The sequence below is a fragment of the Microbacterium sp. Y-01 genome (assembly GCF_003856715.1).
GTDB classification, from domain to species: Bacteria; Actinomycetota; Actinomycetes; order Actinomycetales; family Microbacteriaceae; genus Microbacterium; species Microbacterium algeriense.
Genome location: NZ_CP024170.1, coordinates 1477557 through 1495873, shown reverse-complemented (window position 1 = coordinate 1495873; position 18317 = coordinate 1477557). Strand labels below are relative to the sequence as shown.

Annotated in this window: 16 protein-coding genes; 7 read left to right on the top strand and 9 right to left on the bottom strand. The window is 69.6% G+C overall.

What is annotated here, in order from left to right:
* Window positions 1–7 precede the first annotated feature (7 nt).
* The 3 genes from CSX12_RS06945 to CSX12_RS06935 all read right to left on the bottom strand — a co-directional run bounded on the left by CSX12_RS06945 (window position 8) and on the right by CSX12_RS06935 (window position 3571).
* The gene (locus CSX12_RS06945; RefSeq protein WP_124895318.1) at window positions 8–2332 is read right to left on the bottom strand and encodes a heavy metal translocating P-type ATPase; all 2325 of its coding nucleotides are present in this window, start codon (window positions 2330–2332) and stop codon (window positions 8–10) included.
* Between the two features lie 76 nt (window positions 2333–2408).
* Window positions 2409–3362, bottom strand: coding sequence for a heavy-metal-associated domain-containing protein (locus CSX12_RS06940; RefSeq protein ID WP_124895317.1), 954 nt, complete (start codon window positions 3360–3362; stop codon window positions 2409–2411).
* Window positions 3359–3571 carry a heavy metal-associated domain-containing protein gene (locus CSX12_RS06935; protein WP_017203164.1) on the bottom strand — a complete coding sequence of 71 codons (213 nt, stop codon included), beginning with the start codon at window positions 3569–3571 and terminating at the stop codon, window positions 3359–3361. Before CSX12_RS06935 ends, CSX12_RS06940 begins: the two co-directional genes overlap by 4 nt.
* 204 nt (window positions 3572–3775) lie before the next feature.
* Between CSX12_RS06935 and CSX12_RS06930 the strand changes: the two genes are divergently transcribed.
* Entirely contained in the window at window positions 3776–4723 is a 948-nt protein-coding gene (locus CSX12_RS06930; RefSeq protein ID WP_124895316.1) for an HAD family hydrolase, read from the top strand.
* Between the two features lie 50 nt (window positions 4724–4773).
* Here the strand turns inward: CSX12_RS06930 and CSX12_RS06925 are convergent, their stop codons facing one another.
* From CSX12_RS06925 to CSX12_RS06910, 4 genes are all read right to left on the bottom strand, one after another.
* On the bottom strand, window positions 4774–7107 hold the full coding sequence (locus CSX12_RS06925) for an arylsulfatase (RefSeq protein ID WP_124895315.1): 2334 nt from the start codon (window positions 7105–7107) through the stop codon (window positions 4774–4776).
* A gap of 80 nt (window positions 7108–7187) precedes the next feature.
* Window positions 7188–8477: a hypothetical protein gene (locus CSX12_RS06920; protein WP_124895314.1), complete on the bottom strand. Its 1290-nt coding sequence runs from the start codon at window positions 8475–8477 to the stop codon at window positions 7188–7190.
* Between the two features lie 46 nt (window positions 8478–8523).
* Window positions 8524–8865: an SHOCT domain-containing protein gene (locus tag CSX12_RS06915; protein ID WP_124895313.1), complete on the bottom strand. Its 342-nt coding sequence runs from the start codon at window positions 8863–8865 to the stop codon at window positions 8524–8526.
* Window position 8866: 1 nt separating this feature from the next.
* Window positions 8867–9301 carry a DUF6325 family protein gene (locus CSX12_RS06910; RefSeq protein WP_017203169.1) on the bottom strand — a complete coding sequence of 145 codons (435 nt, stop codon included), beginning with the start codon at window positions 9299–9301 and terminating at the stop codon, window positions 8867–8869.
* Window positions 9302–9517: 216 nt separating this feature from the next.
* On the opposite strand from CSX12_RS06910, the gene CSX12_RS06905 reads away from it, so the two are divergent.
* A complete protein-coding gene (locus CSX12_RS06905) occupies window positions 9518–9904 on the top strand; it encodes an SHOCT domain-containing protein (protein WP_124895312.1) in 387 nt (128 codons plus the stop codon).
* Window positions 9905–9908: 4 nt separating this feature from the next.
* The gene (locus CSX12_RS06900) at window positions 9909–10352 is read left to right on the top strand and encodes a DUF6325 family protein (protein WP_124895311.1); all 444 of its coding nucleotides are present in this window, start codon (window positions 9909–9911) and stop codon (window positions 10350–10352) included.
* A 32-nt stretch (window positions 10353–10384) separates the two neighbouring features.
* On the opposite strand, the gene CSX12_RS06895 is transcribed toward CSX12_RS06900, so the two are convergent.
* Window positions 10385–12841, bottom strand: a complete 2457-nt coding sequence (locus CSX12_RS06895; protein WP_124895310.1) for a LuxR C-terminal-related transcriptional regulator — start codon at window positions 12839–12841, stop codon at window positions 10385–10387.
* Between the two features lie 169 nt (window positions 12842–13010).
* Window positions 13011–13640: a hypothetical protein gene (locus CSX12_RS06890; protein ID WP_017203173.1), complete on the bottom strand. Its 630-nt coding sequence runs from the start codon at window positions 13638–13640 to the stop codon at window positions 13011–13013.
* 140 nt (window positions 13641–13780) lie between these two features.
* Here CSX12_RS06890 and CSX12_RS06885 point away from each other — a divergent pair, with 140 nt between their 5' ends.
* The 4 genes from CSX12_RS06885 to CSX12_RS06870 all read left to right on the top strand — a co-directional run bounded on the left by CSX12_RS06885 (window position 13781) and on the right by CSX12_RS06870 (window position 18231).
* Complete coding sequence (locus tag CSX12_RS06885; protein ID WP_124895309.1) at window positions 13781–14614, top strand: mechanosensitive ion channel domain-containing protein; 834 nt, start codon at window positions 13781–13783, stop codon at window positions 14612–14614.
* Between the two features lie 16 nt (window positions 14615–14630).
* Window positions 14631–15776: an AI-2E family transporter gene (locus tag CSX12_RS06880; RefSeq protein ID WP_241160581.1), complete on the top strand. Its 1146-nt coding sequence runs from the start codon at window positions 14631–14633 to the stop codon at window positions 15774–15776.
* A gap of 102 nt (window positions 15777–15878) precedes the next feature.
* Window positions 15879–17558 (top strand): SulP family inorganic anion transporter, encoded by a 1680-nt coding sequence (locus CSX12_RS06875; RefSeq protein WP_124895308.1) that lies wholly within the window; start codon window positions 15879–15881, stop codon window positions 17556–17558.
* Between the two features lies 1 nt (window position 17559).
* Window positions 17560–18231, top strand: a complete 672-nt coding sequence (locus tag CSX12_RS06870; RefSeq protein ID WP_124895307.1) for a GAP family protein — start codon at window positions 17560–17562, stop codon at window positions 18229–18231.
* Window positions 18232–18317 lie beyond the last annotated feature (86 nt).

Below are 18317 nucleotides of genomic sequence, written 5' to 3'. Positions count from 1 at the left end.
TTCGATCTCAGTGGGTGTCCGCGGAGGCGGCCGGCACCGAGCGCTCGCGCCGTGCCGTGGTCTCCGACGGGGAGGGGTCCACCGCCTGGCTCCGGAAGGAGCGGAGGCGGAGGCTGTTGCCGACGACGAAGACGCTGGAGAACGCCATCGCCGCACCGGCGAGCATGGGATTGAGCAGCCCGAGCGCCGCGAGCGGGATCGCGGCGACGTTGTACGCGAAGGCCCAGAACAGGTTCCCCTTGATCGTGCCGAGCGTCTTCCGGGAGAGCCGGATGGCGTCCGCCGCACTGCGCAGATCTCCGCGCACCAGGGTGATGTCGCTGGCCTCGATGGCGACGTCGGTGCCGGTGCCCATCGCCAGCCCGAGGTCGGCCTGAGCGAGGGCGGCCGCGTCGTTCACGCCGTCCCCCACCATCGCCACCACCCTGCCCTCGCGCTGGAGGCGCGTGACGACGTCGACTTTCTCCTGCGGCAGCACCTCGGCGATGACTTCGGTGATCCCGACCTCGGCCGCGATCCGCTCTGCGACGGTCCGGTTGTCACCTGTGAGGAGGATGGGCGTCAGTCCCAGACGCTTCAGCTGCACGATCGCCTGAGCACTGGTGGGCTTCACCGCGTCCGCCACGACGAGGACGCCGCGCGCCTCTCCGTCCCACCCCACGGCGACGGCCGTCTTGCCCTGGCTCTCGGCCTCGGCCTTGGCTGCGGCGAGCGCGGCGGGCAGGTGCTGCGACCATTCGGCGAGCAGCGACTCCCGGCCGACCAGCACCGCGTGCCCGTCGACCATCCCCTGCACCCCCTTGCCCTCGATGTTGGCGAAGTCCTCCGGCGCCGGGAGCGCTCCGGTCTCCTGCGTCGCCGCCTTCGCGATCGCCTGGGCGATCGGATGCTCGGACGCGTCCTCGGATGCTCCGGCGAGGCGCAGCAGCTCGTCCCGCCCCACGCCCTCCGCGGTGTGGACGCCGGTGAGCGTCATCCTCCCGCTGGTGACGGTGCCGGTCTTGTCGAGGACGACCGTGTCGACCGTCCGTGTGGATTCGAGAACTTCCGGCCCCTTGATCAGGATGCCCATCTGAGCGCCGCGTCCGGTGCCGACCAGCAGCGCCGTCGGGGTGGCGAGACCGAGCGCGCACGGGCAGGCGATGATGAGGACGGCCACGGCGGCCGTGAAGGCGGCGGACGGGGGGAAGCCCGCTCCGAGCCAGGCGCCGAGCGTGCCGAGGGCGACGGCGATCACGATCGGGACGAAGATCCCCGAGACGCGGTCGGCCAGCCGCTGCACCTCGGCCTTCCCGGTCTGCGCCTCCTCGACGAGCTTCGCCATCTGCGCCAGCTGCGTGTCGGAGCCGACGCGCGTGGCCCGGACGACCAGTCGACCTCCGGCGTTCACGGTGGCGCCGGTGACGGCGTCTCCCTCTCCCACCTCGACCGGCACCGACTCCCCCGTCAGCATCGATGCGTCGACGGCGGAGGTTCCCGAGACGATCACCCCGTCGGTGGCGATCTTCTCCCCCGGCCGCACCACGAACTCGTCGTCGGGCTTCAGGTCCGTCGTGGGGATCCGCATCTCGATGCCGTCGCGCAGCACGGCGACGTCCTTCGCCCCGAGTTCCAGGAGCGCACGCAGCGCCGCCCCGGCCTGCCGCTTCGAGCGCTTCTCGAAATAGCGGCCGGCGAGGATGAAGGTCGTGACCCCGGCGCCGACCTCGAGGTAGATGTTGGCGGCGCCGTCGCTCGGCGCCACCGTGAGTTCGAACGGGTGGGTCATCCCCGGCACCCCGGCGGTGCCGAGGAACAGGGCGTAGAGGGACCACAGCAGCGCGGCGACGGTACCCAGGGAGATGAGGGTGTCCATGGTGGCCGCGCCGTGGCGGAGGTTCGTCCAGGCGGCCCTGTGGAAGGGCCAGGCCGCCCAGACGATGACGGGGGCGGCGAGCGCGAGCGAGAGCCACTGCCAGGAGGTGAACTGGAGGGCAGGGATCATCGCCATCGCGACGACGGGGACGGTCAGCACGATCGAGGCGATCAGCCGGTGCCGGAGATCCGTCAGCTCCCTGTCCGATGCAGACTCGGCATCGGGCGCCGGAGTCGTCGCCACGGGCGCGGGAAGCGCTGCGGTGTACCCGGTCTTCTCGACCTCGGCGATGAGCACAGACGGGTCGATTCCCGCCGGCGCCGTGATCTTCGCCTTCTCTGTGGCGTAGTTCACGGTCGCCGTCACGCCGTCGATGCGGTTGAGCTTCTTCTCGATCCGCATCGCGCACGAGGCGCACGTCATTCCGCCGATCTCCAGCTCCACGCTGGCTGCGGCTGCGTGCTGCGTGTCGGTCATGATGATCTCCTCGATCCTTCGCGTTCCCCGCCCGGGAGCGCGGCTCCTCGGCGCGGGCGTCGGTACAGCACGGGTCTCAATGCCCTTCGTGGTCGTCGCCGGTCCCGGCTGGCGTCTCACCGGTGGGAGCGGCGGCCTCGATCACGAACGGCGCGGTGTGCACCGTCCCGTCGACCTGGAAGTCGAGGTAGAGCAGATATCGTCCAGCGGTCGGGGCCTGCACGGTGAAGCGCACCTCAGGACCGGAGAGCTCCTCCGCCTGCGGCTCCTCCCCATGGGCGTGGACGTGCAGATACGCGAGGTCCCCCTGGCGCAGGGCGACGAGGTGCCCGAAGGCGCCCAGATACGGCTCGAGCGTGGTGACCGCCTCGCCGTCTCGGGTGACCTCCACTGTCAGCTCGCTTCCGGTGCCGGCGACCACGTCGCCCCGGACTCGCACGTCGAACCCGTCGACACTCGCGGTCGTCCTCGTGTCGGCCGGCGCGGCCGGGGCGAGGGGGCCGGTGACGTCGACCATCCGCGACAGCGTCGCGCTGACGCCTCCTTCCCCGGTGAAGTCCGCGTACACCCGGTACGTGCCGGCGGCATCCCACGTCCACGGCAGCGACCACGTCCCGGTGGCGGTGTCCAGCTCGGGGTGGACGTGCCGGTATGCGGTGCCGTCACTGCGCACCACGATGAGGTGGAGCTGCTTGTCGTGCGCGGTCTCGTAGCCGGTGACCGGATCGCCGAGCGCATCGGTGATGCGGAACGACAGCTCCCCCGGTGCGCCGGGGTCGGCCGGCGCGGAGATCGGTCCGAGGACGTACCCGGATGCGGCGATCGTCACTCCGCTCATGTCTTCCTCCTGTGCGGCCGCGGGGCCCGCGGTGTGTCGTTCCTGCTCGGTCGGGGTCTGGTCGTGCCGCGCTTGATCCGTCCATGCGGAGACGGCGGCATCGGGCACCAGCGCGCCGGCGGTCGCGAAAGCCGCTCCGAACACGACGACGAGACCTGCGCCGTAGATGCCGAGACGGCCTGCGGTGTTCATCGGGAACGCGTCGCCTGGTAGCCGGCCTCGTCGACGGCAGCGAGGATCGCGTCGTCGTCGATCGGCCCGGCGCTCGTGACGACGAGGCGGCCCGTCCGAGCACTCACCTCGATCGAATCGACGCCGGGCACCTGGCTGACCTCGCCCCGGATCGCGACCTCGCAGTGGCCGCAGCTCATTCCGGTGACCTGGTACTCGCTCGTGCGCATGACCTCTCCTCTTCTCGATTCGGGATACCCCCATGGGGTACTTGTCTTTCCCAACCCTATACCCATGGCGGGTATTCCCGGCAACACGAAGACGCCGGATATCGGGGGCGTCCTCACCCTTCCCGGGCGACCTGCCGCGTCGCCTCTCGCCGTGGCGTGCCATGCTGGAGTCGCTCATCACTCCACGGGAGTCGAGGTTTCGAGATGACGGATCGGACGGCCCTGCCCTCATGGCGCGACACCCGCACGCGCCGAGACATCGAGGCCTTCGTGGCCGCCGTGAGCGAGGGACCCGATGCGGTGCCGGTGGCGGAGCGCGTCGCGGTGTTCGACAACGACGGCACACTGTGGACCGAGAAGCCGATGCCCACACAGCTGCACTATGTGGTCGAGCAGTGGCGCGCAGCAGCGCAGCGTTCCCCGGAACTGGCCGAACGGCAGCCCTACCGCGCGGCGGTGAGCGGCGACTTCGGCTGGCTGAGCGCCGCGATCGACAAGCACTACGGCGGCGACGACACCAACCTGCAGATCATCATCCAGGCGCTGGTCGGCCTCACGGACGGCGTGAGCGTCGAGGAGTACGCCCGATCCGTGGCGGAGTTCTACCGCACCGCACAGCACCCCACGCTGCGGCGTCCGTACTCCGCCGCCGTGTACCAGCCGATGGTCGAGCTCCTCCGCCACCTCGAGCTGCACGGCTTCACCTGTTACATCGTCTCCGGCGGCGAGCGCGACTTCATGCGCCCCATGACGCAGGCCAACTACGGCATCCCGCCCGAGCGAGTGGTCGGCTCTGCTTTCGGCCTCACCTGGAACGAGGAAGACGCGTCCGTGCACTACTCCTCATCGCTGGCCTTCTTCGACGACGGCCCCGAGAAGCCCGTGCGGATCTGGAGTCGGATCGGGCGACGGCCGCTCTTCGCCGGCGGCAACTCCAACGGCGACATGGCGATGCTCGACTTCGCCCGCCGCGGGCCCCGCCCCGGTTTCGCGATGCTCGTCCACCATGACGACGACGATCGCGGCGACGCCCCCTACGACGCGGGAGCCGAGAAGGCGCTCTCCGTCGCCGCTGACCGGGGGTACACGGTCGTGAGCGTGCGCGAGGACTGGGCGACGGTGTTCCCCGGAGACGGGGCGGGCCCGGTCTGACGGGCGCGGGGTCCGGGCGAACACCCCGCCGAGGACCCCGCGTCCGCGTCTCACTCCCGCGAGAGCATCGCGGCTGCCTCGAGCTCCAGGTCACGGTACTGCTCCGTGCTGACGTCGATCCCGACGCCGAGGAGCTTCCCGCCCGTGAACGGGAACGGGTTGCCGTACTGGCGACTCACCGGATCCGCGCTGTCCCATCCGACGCAGAGGCCGTCGCCGCACAGCGTGAACTTCCCGACCTGCGCCCGCATGGGACCGGAGGCGACGGCGCGATCGTCGACGTACAGTGTCGCCGTGCCGACGGATTCCCCGTGCTCGCCCGCGCCTTCACGGACGAAGTCGACGCCGACGGTGTGCGGGCCGGGCGTGAGCCTCTCCGACGTGAACGTCTGCTCCGGGGGGATGCCCAGGAAGTTGTAGACGTAGGCGAGTCGGTCGTCCTTGATGAACAGCGTGTGCCCGCCGAACCGCGAGCCGTGCGCGAAGATCACCCCCTGCGCCCCCTCGTCGAGCACGACGTCGGCGACGATCTTGTACGAGCGCCCGCGCAGGTTGACCGCGACGCTCTCGGGCACCGCGTCGGTCCCCGGATAGTAGACGTACCGCTCGCGGGGCGCCTCGGCCTGCGGCCGCGCGACACCCAGGATCTCCCGTGCGGAGCGGTCGTCGAGGGGAAGCGCGAAGTTCGCCTCCGCCTGCTGGAACCAGGCGGCGATGAGCTCCTGCAGCTTCTCCGGGTGGCTTTCGGCCAGGTCGTTCGACTCCGATCGGTCCTCCGCGACGTGGTACAGCTCCCAGACGTCGTCCTCGAAGTGTCCCTTGCCGCTGAGCGGCGCGTGCACAGCGGCCGCCTTCCATCCGTCCTTCCAGATGCCGCGGGTGCCGAGCATCGAGTAGTACTGCACGCTCTTCCTCGTCGATCCGTCCGGTTCGGCGTCGAAGCTGTACTTCATCGACACGCCGTCGAGCGGGTGCTGGGCGACTCCGCGGAAGGTCTCGGGCATCTCGATGCCGATCACATCGAGCACCGTCGAGACGATGTCGACCGAGTGGTGATACTGGTGGCGCAGTTCGCCCTTCGCGCGGAACCCGGCCGGCCAGTGGATCACCATCGGGTCGCAGGTGCCGCCGGCGTACTGCGAGTAGCGCTTGAACATCTGGAACGGTGTCGAGAACGCCGCAGCCCAGCCGGTCGGGTAGTGGTTGTAGGTGTCGGCGGACCCGAGCCGGTCGATCATGGTGAGGTTCTCGGCGAGGTCGTCCGGATAGCCGTTGAAGAACTTGTTCTCGTTGACCGATCCGTCCGGCGAGCCCTCCCCCGACGCGCCGTTGTCGGCGCAGTAGAAGACGAGCGTGTTGTCCAGCTGGCCGGTTTCCTCCAGATAGTCGATGATGCGTCCCACCTGCGCATCGGTGTACTCCGAGAAACCGGCGAACACCTCGGCGAAGCGGGCGAACAGCCGTCTCTCGTCGGCGGAGAGCTCCTCCCAGGGACGGACGTGGTCCGCCGGATTGGCCGCCTCCTCCGGCAGCGGATTGAACGGGGTCAGCGCCGTTCCCTCCGGCAGGATGCCCTTGTCGATCATGCGCGCGAGAACCCACTCGCGGTAGGCGTCGTAGCCGTCGTCGAAGGCACCGCGGTACTTCTCGATGTATTCCTCCGGCGCATGGTGCGGCGCGTGGTTGGCTCCGGGACAGAACCACATGTACCAGGGCTTCGACGGATTCGAGGCCTGCTGGTTGCGGATCATCTTGAGCGCCTGGTCGGCGAGGTCCTTCGACAGGTGGTAGCCCTCCTCCGGCGTCGCCGGCGCCTCGATGAAGTGGTTGTCCTCGACGAGGTCGGGGTACCAGTTGTTGGTCTCGCCGCCCAGGAAGCCGTAGAAGCGGTCGAAGCCGAGTTGGAGCGGCCACATGGATCGATTGCCCCCGGGGGCGATGTCCTCCTCCGGGACGTTGTGGTTCTTCCCGACCCAGAACGTCGAGTAGCCGTTCTGCTGGAGGATCTGCCCGATCGTGGCGCATTCGGCGGGCAGGCGTCCGGCGAACCCGGGGAAGCCGTTCGTGCCCTCCATGATGACCCCGGCCCGGTTGACGTGGTGGTTCCGGCCGGTGAGCATCGTCGAGCGGGTCGGCGAGCACAGCGCCGTCGTGTGCCATTGCGTGTAGGTGAGGCCGCCGCGGGCGAGCCGGTCCATCGTCGGCATGCTGATGCGCCCGCCGTACGGCGACCAGGAGGCCAGCCCCGTGTCGTCGTACAGCACGACGAGGATGTTCGGTGCGCCATCCGGTGCTGACGTCAGCTCGTACGGTGACCAGTCCGGCACCGAGTCTCGGACGTCCAGCGTGATCTCACCGGCGAAGTCCGAATTGAATTCCGGCATATCTGTCTCCTTCGATCGGGGTGCAGCTGACCAGCGTCGAGGCGAGTATCCCCCGCACGGGCGGGTGGAGCGGATGCTGCTCACCCCGGCGGGGTGAGCGTCCGCGGACGGCGCACCAGCTCGACCACGATGGCGAAGACGACGAGCCAGGCGGCCACAGCCACCACGGTGGCGAACGAGACCGGTCGCGTGGTGATCACGACCAGCAGGGCGACCGCCATCGCGACGACGACGATCACCCCGTGCAGGCGATCCACCTGTTCGCCGAACCGGCCGGTCGACAGGCCCCGCCGCTCCCACGTGCCGCGGACGGCGGCGAACCCGCTGTTCAGGAGGCCTCGGCTCGCGACGGCGCTGCGGCTGGTCCCGCCGAGCCAGGCCCACGCGGCGACGAGGACGCCGACGAGGGCCAGCGCGAGGATCGTCGAGCTGAGCAAGGAGGTCACCTGATCGAACAGCGCCTGCGCTGCGGACGCGGACATGACCGACGGACTCACCGCCGTCACGAAGAACGATCGCCCGATGCCCATCCCCGCCGAGAGGAGCAGGAACGCGCCGGCGAAACCGATGCTGGTCCACAGGAGCGCCCGTGCGCGGTTCAGCGCGAGCAGCACGCCGACCACGATCAGACCGAGTACGAGCCACGGCATCCAGAAACCCGCGACGACCGCGATCTGGTAGATGCTCCGCGTCAGCACGAGCGCGTCGGCCTGAGCGATGGGGACCGAACGGTCGATCGCGGGGATGAGGTCTGCGAAGCCGACCCCGCGTTCGGCGAGAGCGTCCTTGACCCGGTCCACGACGACGCCGAGGTCGAGCGACAGGACGCCGTCGTCAGCGAGCTGCAGCGCGGTGTCCGGGCTGTTCTGCATGATCGCGACCGCGCGTTCATGGGCAACGCGCAGCGACTGCGCCCAGATGTCCGCAAACTGGTCGGACCGGACGACATCGTGGACCACGCCGTCCACGAGCGATGCGAGACCGCTCGCCGCCGGAGCCTCGAGCAGGCTCAGCGCCGAGGCCGCGCGCGGCGGAAGGTCGAGTGCACGCAGGCCGTCGAAGACCTCGCCGACGACAGCGTCCAGGTCGACCTGCTCCTGGATCGCGTCGCCCACCTGCGCAGCGACGAAATCCTGCACGTCGGGATCCTGAGCCAGCGGGGCGAACGTCGCGACGAAACGGTCCGCGTCCACGAGCTGCAGGCGCGCCCAGGTCCCCATCGCCGCGATCGGGGCGATGAGCACTGCGAGAGCGAGGACGACACCGGCGAGGATGCTCCGACCGCTGGTACGTCGGCGCGGCACGCGCAGCGCGGCGTTCTCCTGCTCCAGGAGCACGACTCTGGCACGCAGCTCGTCCAGTTCGCTCATCCGCGACCTCCCCTGTCCGTTCCCGCCGCAGATGCGGCGAGCGCCGTCAGCTCAGCAGCTTCTGTTTGGCGGCGACGAACTCCTCGTCCGACAGCACGCCGGATTCCTTCATCGCCGCCAGCTGCTGCAGCTTCGCGATCATGTCGTCGGCGCCGCCCGACGTCGGCGGTGTGGGCGCGGCGTAGGACGACGCGGCGTTCTGCGCGGCGGCGTCGACCTGCGCCTGCCGCTGCGCCGCTTCGTACTGCTCCTGCTCGTACTCCTGCTGCGCCTGCTGCTGCTGGTGCCGCGACATGGCACCGCCGACGGCGCCGGCCGTTCCCGCGACGACGGCGGTCCTCGCGGCGAGTCCGATCAGACCGGGGCGACCGAATCTTCTCAAGGGCATGTCATTCACCTTCCTGATCGAGGATGTCCATCATGGCGTTCACCACCGGCGCCGGCACCCGCTCGCTGCGGAGCACCTCGCCCCCGGCCTCGGCGAGTCTCTGCGCGAGAACACGGGCGAAGGCGAGTTCCAGCACGACGATGGCGGCGGAGCGGCCCGGCGCGAGAGCGCCGGCCAGCGCTTCGGCGTCCTCCTCCCCGGCGAGACCGGCCGCGATCGGCTCGAATCCGGTGAGCCCGAGCACTCCCCCGTCCGACTCGAGTTCGACGATCTGCACCTCGCCGCTCTCGGACTTGGTGACGATCACGACGTCGAGGAGACGGACGACGCCGCTGTCGACGAGATCGGCCAGCGCGCGGAACGTGGCCGGATCGGGCCGCTCGCCCTCGAATCCGACGAGGTAGAACTCCGCAGGACCGAAACGGAAGTCGTTCATGGATCTGCCCTTCCCCGCAGGAGGCGACACGACCCCCGATGCGGACTCTGTGCGCTCATGCTCGCAGCGCGGTCGCCGACGGCGTCGACCTCCTCACCCCGAGCGGGTGAGAGCGCCGGAGGCGGGGTCGCCCGGTTCGGGTGAGCGGGGCGTGCTCCCCGGGGCCGGCACTGCCACGCTCCCGGTACGCGACAACTTCGACGAAAGGGGACCGACGTGTCCATTTGGGAAAGCTTCTGGGACATCATCTGGTGGTTCTTCTGGGTCTTCGTCTTCATCTCCTACCTGATGGTGCTGTTCAACATCGTGGCCGACCTGTTCCGCGATCATGCGCTCAACGGCTGGTGGAAGGCGGTCTGGATCATCTTCCTCATCTTCGTGCCGTTCCTGACGGCGCTCGTGTATCTGATCGCCCGCGGCAGTGGGATGGCGGAACGGAGCGCATCGGTCTATCGCGAACAGCAGCACGCCGCGGACTCGTACATCCGCAGCGTGGCCGGCTCCAGTCCGAGCGACGAGATCGACAAGGCATCCAAGCTGCTGTCGGCCGGCACGATCACGCCCGACGAGTTCGCCGCCATCAAGGCGCGCGCGCTGAGCTGACGCCATGACTGAGGTGGTCGATGCCATGCTGCAGGCGCTCGGCGACCTGGAGTTCGTCGTGGTCCGCCTCGACGACGACCACCTCAGCCGGAACCTCCTCGAGGCACTGCTGCGTCAGGTCGAGTCGGGCGGCCTCCGCCTGGTGGACGTCCTGGTCCTCCGCCGGACGGACGACGGCCGCGCCGAGCTGACCGAGATCGATCGCGACGACTTCGCACTGGCCGGACTCGGCCTGGACCTGCCCGGTCTCATCTGCGAGGACGACGCCCACCATTTCGCGTCCGCGATCGCAGCCGGATCCTGCGCTGCGCTGCTCCTGGTGGAGCCCACCTGGGTGGAGCGGCTCTCCCACGACATCGATCACCGCGAAGATCGCGTCCTCGCGACACAGACGATCCCCGCCCCTGTCGCCAACGCCTCCCTCGCTCTCGCACTGCGCCGGCTGTGAGACCGCACCATGCCGCCCCGGTGCCCGGCGCGTCAGACGGTCGTCCGCACCGCCTCGCGTCGTGAGGAGACGCCGAGCTTGCGGTAGATCGCACGCTGATGCGTCTTCACGGTGTTGATCGAGACGGCCAGCTCCCGTGCGATCTCGTGGAGCGTGCGAGCCGTCTGGAGCTGCTGGAAGACGTCGCGCTCCCGATCGGAGAGCGCATCGACCCGCGATCCGGTGGCGTCGCTCGCCAGACAGCGACCGATGAAGTCCTCGAACTGGGTGCCGAAATGCACATGCTCGTGCAGCAGCCGGCGGACCGCCGACTCGCGCGGTCCGAACGGCAGCCGGATGTCCTCCGCCGACGCGACGGCGATCGCCGCCTCGCACAGCTCCTGCGCATCCTCCTGATGTCCGGCGTGACGGCGGAGGACGGCGGCGGTGATGAGGGTCGCGGTCTTGACGTAGGAGACCTCGCCGAACGCCCGCAGCGCGCGCAGCATTTCCAGGGCGGCGGCGTACTCCCCCGCTCGGCGAAGCACTCCGGCGAGCGCGACGTTCACGACCGGCAGGTCGGGGCACTGGAGGTATCGCCGCGCGATCCGGATGGCCCTGTCCTGCCGGCCGACCGCCTCCTCGAGCAGAGCGACGGAGGACTCCCGGAAGGCCGGCCAGGAGACACCGTGGACGACCTCGAGCGGAATGTCCTGGACGCCGATCGCCGCTCGGCGGCAGACGGCCACATCTCCCTTCTCTGCGGCGGCGTAGGCGACCATCATGCGCCCGAGGCTCGTGAACGAGCGGTCGGAGCCGCCGTTGGCGACCAACGTGCCGAACACCCGGTGCGCTTCGTCCGACTCGCCCGACCAGTACGCGACGTAGCCGGCAGCGGCGGTGGCGCTCCCTCCTGCGTACGTGCTCCAGGGAAGGGCGACGTCCTCCTCGGCGCGCACGGCAGCGAGGGACTCGCGAGCGTCGATCAGACGACCGGCCCACGTCTGACCGAACGCGAGATGGCCGAGGGCGCGCGCGGCGAGCTCGCCGTCGCCCGAGCCGCTCGCCTCCCTCGCCGCAGCCGCGAAGTACTCGATGGGCACCGTCGGGTTGCCGCGGTGACGGATCTCGGTCCAGCCGAGCAGATAGTTCAGAGCCGCACGGTCCCACAGCTCGGTCGAGTCGGCATCCAGCAGCATCCGTCGGACGCCGGCACTCGCCGCAGCGACCTCCGCGCGCTCGTCGGCGATGAACAGGCGCGCGATCTGCAGCGTCGCAGGTTCGCCGCCGTCCTCTCTCCGAGCCAGTGCCCGCTCCGCTCGCCGATACAGCTCCCTGGCCACGCGGTGGTCGCCGAGGACGTCGCTCGCGCACGCGCGCACGAGCACCACTTCGGCATCCTCCGGTGAACGTCGCAACATCTCCGTCGCGGTCCGCTCGACGTCCGCGGCGCTCGCGCCGACCACGAGCCCGACCCAGTGGCGCAGCAGCGTGCGCCGAGCGGTCGCCGCGTCAGCTGCCCGCAGCGAATGGGCGATCGATGCCATCGGATCGTCCTGTTCGAGAGCTTCCGCCGCTCGACGGTGACATGCCGCGATCCGCTCGCCGTCGAGGCTCGCGATCTCGGCGCAGCGGCGCACGAAGGACGCATGCCAGCGATAGACCGGTCCGTGAGAGCCCTCGAATCTGTCGAGGAACAGACCGAGTCGCACGCACGTCTCGAGCAGCTCGCCGGCGTCGGGGCGTCCGGTGATGCGTCGCGCGAGTTCGGGCGTCAGCTCTCCGCAGACGCTGCCGTCCAGGACGAAGTCGGCGACGTCGGCGGGCAGGGCGCCCAGCACGTGCTCTCGCACATAGTCGCCGAGAAACCTCGACGCACTCTGTGCCGGAGAGTCGGGCCGTGCGCCGCCGATCATCATCAGGCGCACAGCGATCGGCCAGCCCAGCGTCTCCTCGAAGATCGTCTCCGGCGCGAGCCGCTCCGGGGCGGCATCATGAAGCAGACGAACCTCCTCCGCGGTGAACCCCAGCGTCTCCGCGCCGATGAACGACTGCGGGTGCGTGACGCGATGGCGGGACAGGGTCAGCTCCAGCAGCGTCGTCCCGACGAGCACGATGCGCAGCCCGTCCGGTGCCTGATCGGCGAGCATGCCGAGCAGGCCGCTGCGCCAGTGCTCGCCGGCACGGTGCGCGTCGTCCACGATGAGGTACGTGGGAGCTTCGATCTCCTCCAGCGCCCCGCAGATCTCCTGGTAGGCGCGGGCGGGATCCTCCAGATCCCGGGCGAGGGCGAGCGGGCGTCCCACGCGCTCGAAGCCGGCGAGAAGGGCGTCGACGACGCCCTGCGTGACGCGACCGGGATCTCCGTCGGAGGGACTGAGCGCGAGCCAGGCGACCTGGTCGAGCCCGGAAGCCCAGTCGACGACCGCGATCGTCTTGCCGTATCCGCTCGGCGCGCTGACGACCGTCAGCGAATCCCGCTCCACTGCCGCGGTGATCGCCGTGCTCACTCGCTGCCGGCGGATCGCGCCGGGCTGGGGAGACGGCGGCCGGAACCGGACCGCAGGTCCTGGCCTCGTCGAGCGCACGGGAGGCGACATGCCCCAAAGCTAGTGACGGGCCCCGACCGCCTCAAGATCATCGTCGGGTCCTCGCCCGGGTGATTTCCTTCCTCCCCGCTCAGATCTTGATCGGGAAGGTCGCCAGGAGGATGACCCCGACGAGAGCCAGGACGACGCTGAGCACGAGGAACACCAGACGACGCCATCGTGCTCCCTGGTGCTGCGACAATGCGGCGAAGAACAGGACGAGCGCGAAGAGCACGGTGAGCAGAGAGTAGTCGTCGCCCCGCTGGTTGTTGCGCAGAGCCTCGTCGAACTTCTCGTCGGCCCGGTCTCGGAGCTCGGCCGCCTCCTTCTCCCCCGGCGGCACGTACTCGGCCATCGCGAATGGGCCATCCGCGATACGGCCCTCGGCATCCCAGGCCTGGAAGGCCACCGCGAACTCGTCGGTGAACCGCTCCTCGATGAAGTCGACGAGCTCGTCGTCGCCGTCTCGCTCGGCGAGCACCCATTCGGTGTAGATCGTGAGGTCGTACTGTCGGGCGGCCTGCGCCCTGGCCTCGGCCGAGGCCGCCTGCACGCGCGCGCTGGACGCCTGGCTGAAAGCGATCGACATCTCGCCGCCCCACTTCGACGCCTCGAAGCCGCACCAGGCGGTGACGACCGCGGTGACGGACAGGAGGAGCACAGTCAGGACGTCGAGCACGCCGCGAGTGCGTTCGCGGGCGTTCCCGGTCCGTTCGTCCATACCGAGATCGTGGCGGTCCCCGTGCGTCTGATGCCCCGAGCCTCACCCTCGACGGGTGACCGCTGCGCGCGCCGCATGCGCATCGACGAACACCCTGGGGTGATGAGGCAGCGCGCATCCACACCGGCCGGTCATCGCTCGTGAACCTGGACGCCCTGTTCCCGAGTGGGCTGACCGGATGGCAGATCGCCTTGGCGCTGCTCTCCGTGCTCGTCGGCTGGCTGCTGTCCCGACTGGTCAGGAAGGGCGTGCTCAAACTCGCCGAACGCACCCCCGGCATATCGAACTCGGTGGCGCAGCTGTGCGCACGATTCACGCAGTACTCGCTGCTGCTGGTCGGGGTGGGCGTCGGCATGGCCTTCCTGGGGGCGAACGTGCAGCCCCTGCTCGCGATGACCGCGATCGCCGTGGTCGTGCTGATCCTGGTGCTCCGCGGCGTCGCAGACAACTTCGCCGCCGGTGTGCTGATCCAGTCGCGTCAGTCGGTGAAGATCGGCGAGGAGATCGTGGTCGAGGGCCCGGACGGCACACTCCGCGGTGTCGTGCAGGAGCTCAACGGGCGCGCGGTGCTTCTGACCACGGTCGACGGGCGTACGGTGCACGTGCCCAATGCGCTGCTGCTCACGGGCGTCCTCGTCAACGACTCCCGCCACGGCGCGCGTCGCAGCGAGCTCGACATCCGGATCCGACGCGCTGCCGACCTCGACCTCGACGACGTCATCGCGCTCGTCTCCCGCGCCGCAGGCGGCGTCGACGGGGTGCACGCACGCGAACACCCCGGCGTCTCCGTGGCATCGGTCTCTCCGGAGCGCTGGATGCTCATCCTCCGGATCTGGCATCACCCACTGCACGGCACCGCCGTGGTGTCCGCCACCGTCCGGGGCGTGGCGGAGACGCTGGAGAGGTCGGGCGTGCAGGCCGTCGTCGCCCCTCGACAGGGGCCGCCCCCTCTCGTCACCCCCGAGACGATCTGACGACTACGCTGACCGCGTGACCTCTTCGACTGCCCACGGCCCCGCTCCGGACCGCACGTTCTCTCCCAGCCTGCGAGTGCTGCTGGTGCTGGCGGCGACCGTCGTCGCCCTCGCCGGCGTCTTCTTCATCCGGGATGTGTTCGGGCCGGTCGCGCTGGCCATCGTGATCGTCATCATCTGCGAGCCGTTCCGGCGCCCCCTGGATCGGCGCGGCTGGCCGGCGTGGGCCGGCACGACAGCCGTGATCGTTCTCGCCTACCTGATCCTCCTCGCGATGGCCGCGCTGCTGTGGCTCGCCGGCACCCAGTTCGCACGCCTCATCGGAGACCTCGTCTCGGAGGGCGGTCTGGCCGGCACCGCCGACGACGTCGTGAGCTGGCTGCAGACGCTCGGTCTCGATGAGGAGGCCTCCGCCGCCGCGGCCTCCGTCCTCGATCCGGACACCCTGATCGGGATCGCGCAGAGTCTGGGAAGCACGGTCCTCAGCGTCGCGACCGCTCTCTTCTTCGTCTGCGCGTACATCATCTTCCTGGCTGTGGACGCCTCGCGGTACCGTCAGGCTCCCGCGCTCTTCGGGGCGACGAAGGGCGAGGTGCTCGAGCGGATCGCCCGCCTCAACACGGGAATCCGGCGGTACTACGTCGTCAACGCCGCGTTCGGAGCCGTCGTGGCGATCATCGACGGGCTGGCACTGTGGTGGATGGGCGTTCCTGCGCCGGTCGTCTGGGCGATCCTGGCGTTCGTCACCAACTTCATCCCGAACATCGGATTCGTCCTGGGCCTCATCCCTCCGGCGATCCTCGCCTTCGTGGTCGGCGGGTGGCCCCTGCTCCTCGGTGTGATCGCCGTCTACTGCGTCGTCAACGTGGTCCTGCAGGTCCTCGTGCAGCCGAAGTTCGTCAGCGACGCGGTGGACCTGAGCCTCACCCTGAGCTTCCTCTCGGTGATCTTCTGGACGTTCATCATCGGACCCCTCGGCGCGATCCTGTCGATCCCGCTCACCCTGCTCGCACGGGCCCTCGTCCTGGAGGGAGACCCGGGATCGGTGTGGCTGCGCTGGCTCTCTGGTGACAGGACCGCGGTGCCCGCCCCTCCCGCTCCCGCAGCACCGGTGGCGGTGCCAGCACGTCGGCGGAAGCGCCATCTGGGGCGCCGCGCGTAAATCACCCGGAGGAGGTTGCGCGGGCGGACTGGTCGCGGCATCGGACGCGGTGGGATCGTGGATCCGGAGTCGGCTCGCGGGAGTCCGGTCGAAGGAGGTCGCATGCAACGTCCACTCGCGGGACTGACGACGCGGAACCTCGCCACGGAGCTGACCGCGGGCGTCACCCTCCTGGCCATCGCGATCCCGCTCAACATCGGCTACGCGCAGATCGCGGGGCTGCCCGCCACCGCCGGACTCTACGCACTGATCGTCCCCACGGTCGTCTACGCCCTGGTGGTGTCGTCACGCCAGCTCGTCGCCTCGCCCGATGCGGCAGCCGCCGCTCTCGTCGCGTCGTCGGTCGGCGGGCTCGCCGTGGCGGGCAGTGCGGACTATGCGACGCTCGCGCTCGCCCAGGCCGTCATCTGCGGCGTGCTGTTCATCCTGCTGGCGGTGTTCAAGCTCGGATTCCTCGCCAACTTCCTGTCGAAGCCGATCCTCGTCGGGTTCGTGGGCGGACTCGCGCTGGACATCATGGTGAGTCAGATCGCCAAGATGCTCGGCGTCTCGATCGATTCCGGCAAGGAGTTCACCGGCAAGGTCGCCGACCTCGTGAGCGGTCTGGGCACGCTGAACGGCTGGTCCGTGCTGATCTCGGTGTGCTCCGTCGCCGTGCTCCTGGCCGGACGCGCCTTCCTGCGAGCCGTGCCGTGGGCTCTCATCGTGCTCGTGGTCTCGACGATCGCCGTCGTCGTCTCCGGGCTCGACCAGCAGGGCGTCGACGTCCTTGGCGAGGTTCCGGCGGGCGCTCCTGCGTTCACCTGGCCGATGATCGACTGGACGATGTGGCTCGCCCTCGTGCCGTCGGCGATCGCTCTGACTCTCGTCACGACCGCCGAGGGGCTGCTGGTCTCGCGCTCCTACGCCGAGAAGCACGGATACCCGTTCCGGGCGAATCGCGACCTGCTGGCCTTCGGTGTGGCGAACGTCGCCGCGGGGGCCCAGGGCAGCTTCTCCGTCGGCTCGTCGACATCGCGCACGGCCGCGATGGACCAGGCGGGCTCGCGGACGCAGCTCCCCGCGCTCGTGCTCGCGGTGGGCACCCTTCTGCTTCTCCTGTTCGGCACCGCCCTGCTCGAGGACATCCCCTCACCCGCGATCGGCGCGATCGTCGGCGTCGCCATCATCCCGCTGCTGGGCATCCGAGACTTCGCGGATCTGTGGCGCAAGGACCGGTTCGAGTTCCTCATCGGCGCGACGTGTTTCCTCGTGACCCTCTTCATCGGCTCCATCCCCGGGATCCTCGTCGCGTTCGTGCTCGCGCTCATCAATCTCGCCAAACGCGCCTCCAACCCCGCCATCGACGTCCTCGAATCGAGCGGAGACCCCGGGGAGTCCCTGCTGGAGGACGCACCGGCCGGCACCGTCACGGCACCGGGAGTCATCGTGATCCGGCTCGCCGCTCCGCTGTTCTTCGCCAACGGCGCCGTCTTCACGGGTGCGGTGAAGGACGCCGTCCGGTCCGCGGGCGAAGGAGCCGTGCGGCATCTCGTCGTGGACATGGAAGCCGTCACGGACGTCGACATCACCGGGGCGGAGTCGTTCGCCTCGCTGAAGGAGTGGCTCGCCGACCACTCGATCTCCCTCGCCTTCAGCAGGGTGCGGCCCAACACGCTGCACCGCCTCACCGCGCTCGGCCTCCTCGACGCCGAACAGGTCTACCCCACCAACCGCGCCGCGCTCGCGGATCTGACCGCGCCCGCGGTGCAGCGCCGTTCCACGGAGAGAGAAGGACTCTGACATGGGTACCGTCATCGGAGAGGTCCTCCCGCTCGCCCTGGGCGTCGCCATCAGCCCGATCCCGATCATCGCCGCGATCCTCATGCTGCTCTCCCCCAAGGCGCGCGTGACCAGCGTCGGGTTCCTCCTGGGCTGGGTGGTCGGCATCGTGGTCGCGGTGACCGTGTTCACCCTGCTGTCGTCGATCCTGCCCGCTCAGGACCCGGACGCATCGCGCCCCGTGCGCGGCATCATCCAGATCGTGCTCGGGCTGCTGCTGTTCCTGCTCGCCTTCTCGCAGTGGCGCAAGCGCCCGAAGGCCGGGGAGCAGGCGGCGTTGCCGAAGTGGATGAAGGCGATCGACACGATCACCTTCATCGCGGCGGCAGGACTGGGCTTCCTGCTCTCGGCCCTCAACCCCAAGAACCTCATTATGGCGGCCGGCGCCGGCGTCGATATCGGTGCCGCCGGGCTCTCGGCTGGCTCGTCGACCCTCGTCATCGCGGTGTTCACACTCATCGCCGCATCGACGGTCCTCGTGCCGGTCATCGGCTACCTCATCGCCGCGGACAGGCTCCGTGCACCGCTGGACGCGCTGCGTGGCTGGCTGGCCGCGGAGAATGCGGTGATCATGGCCGTGCTGCTGCTGGTCATCGGCGTCTCGATGATCGGCAAGGGCATCGGGAGCTTCTGACCCGCAGCGGCCGCAGAGATCACCCGGATGAACGGTCCCATCCCCCGTTCTCGTCGAGGGAGCGCGGCAGTACCGTACGGGTAATG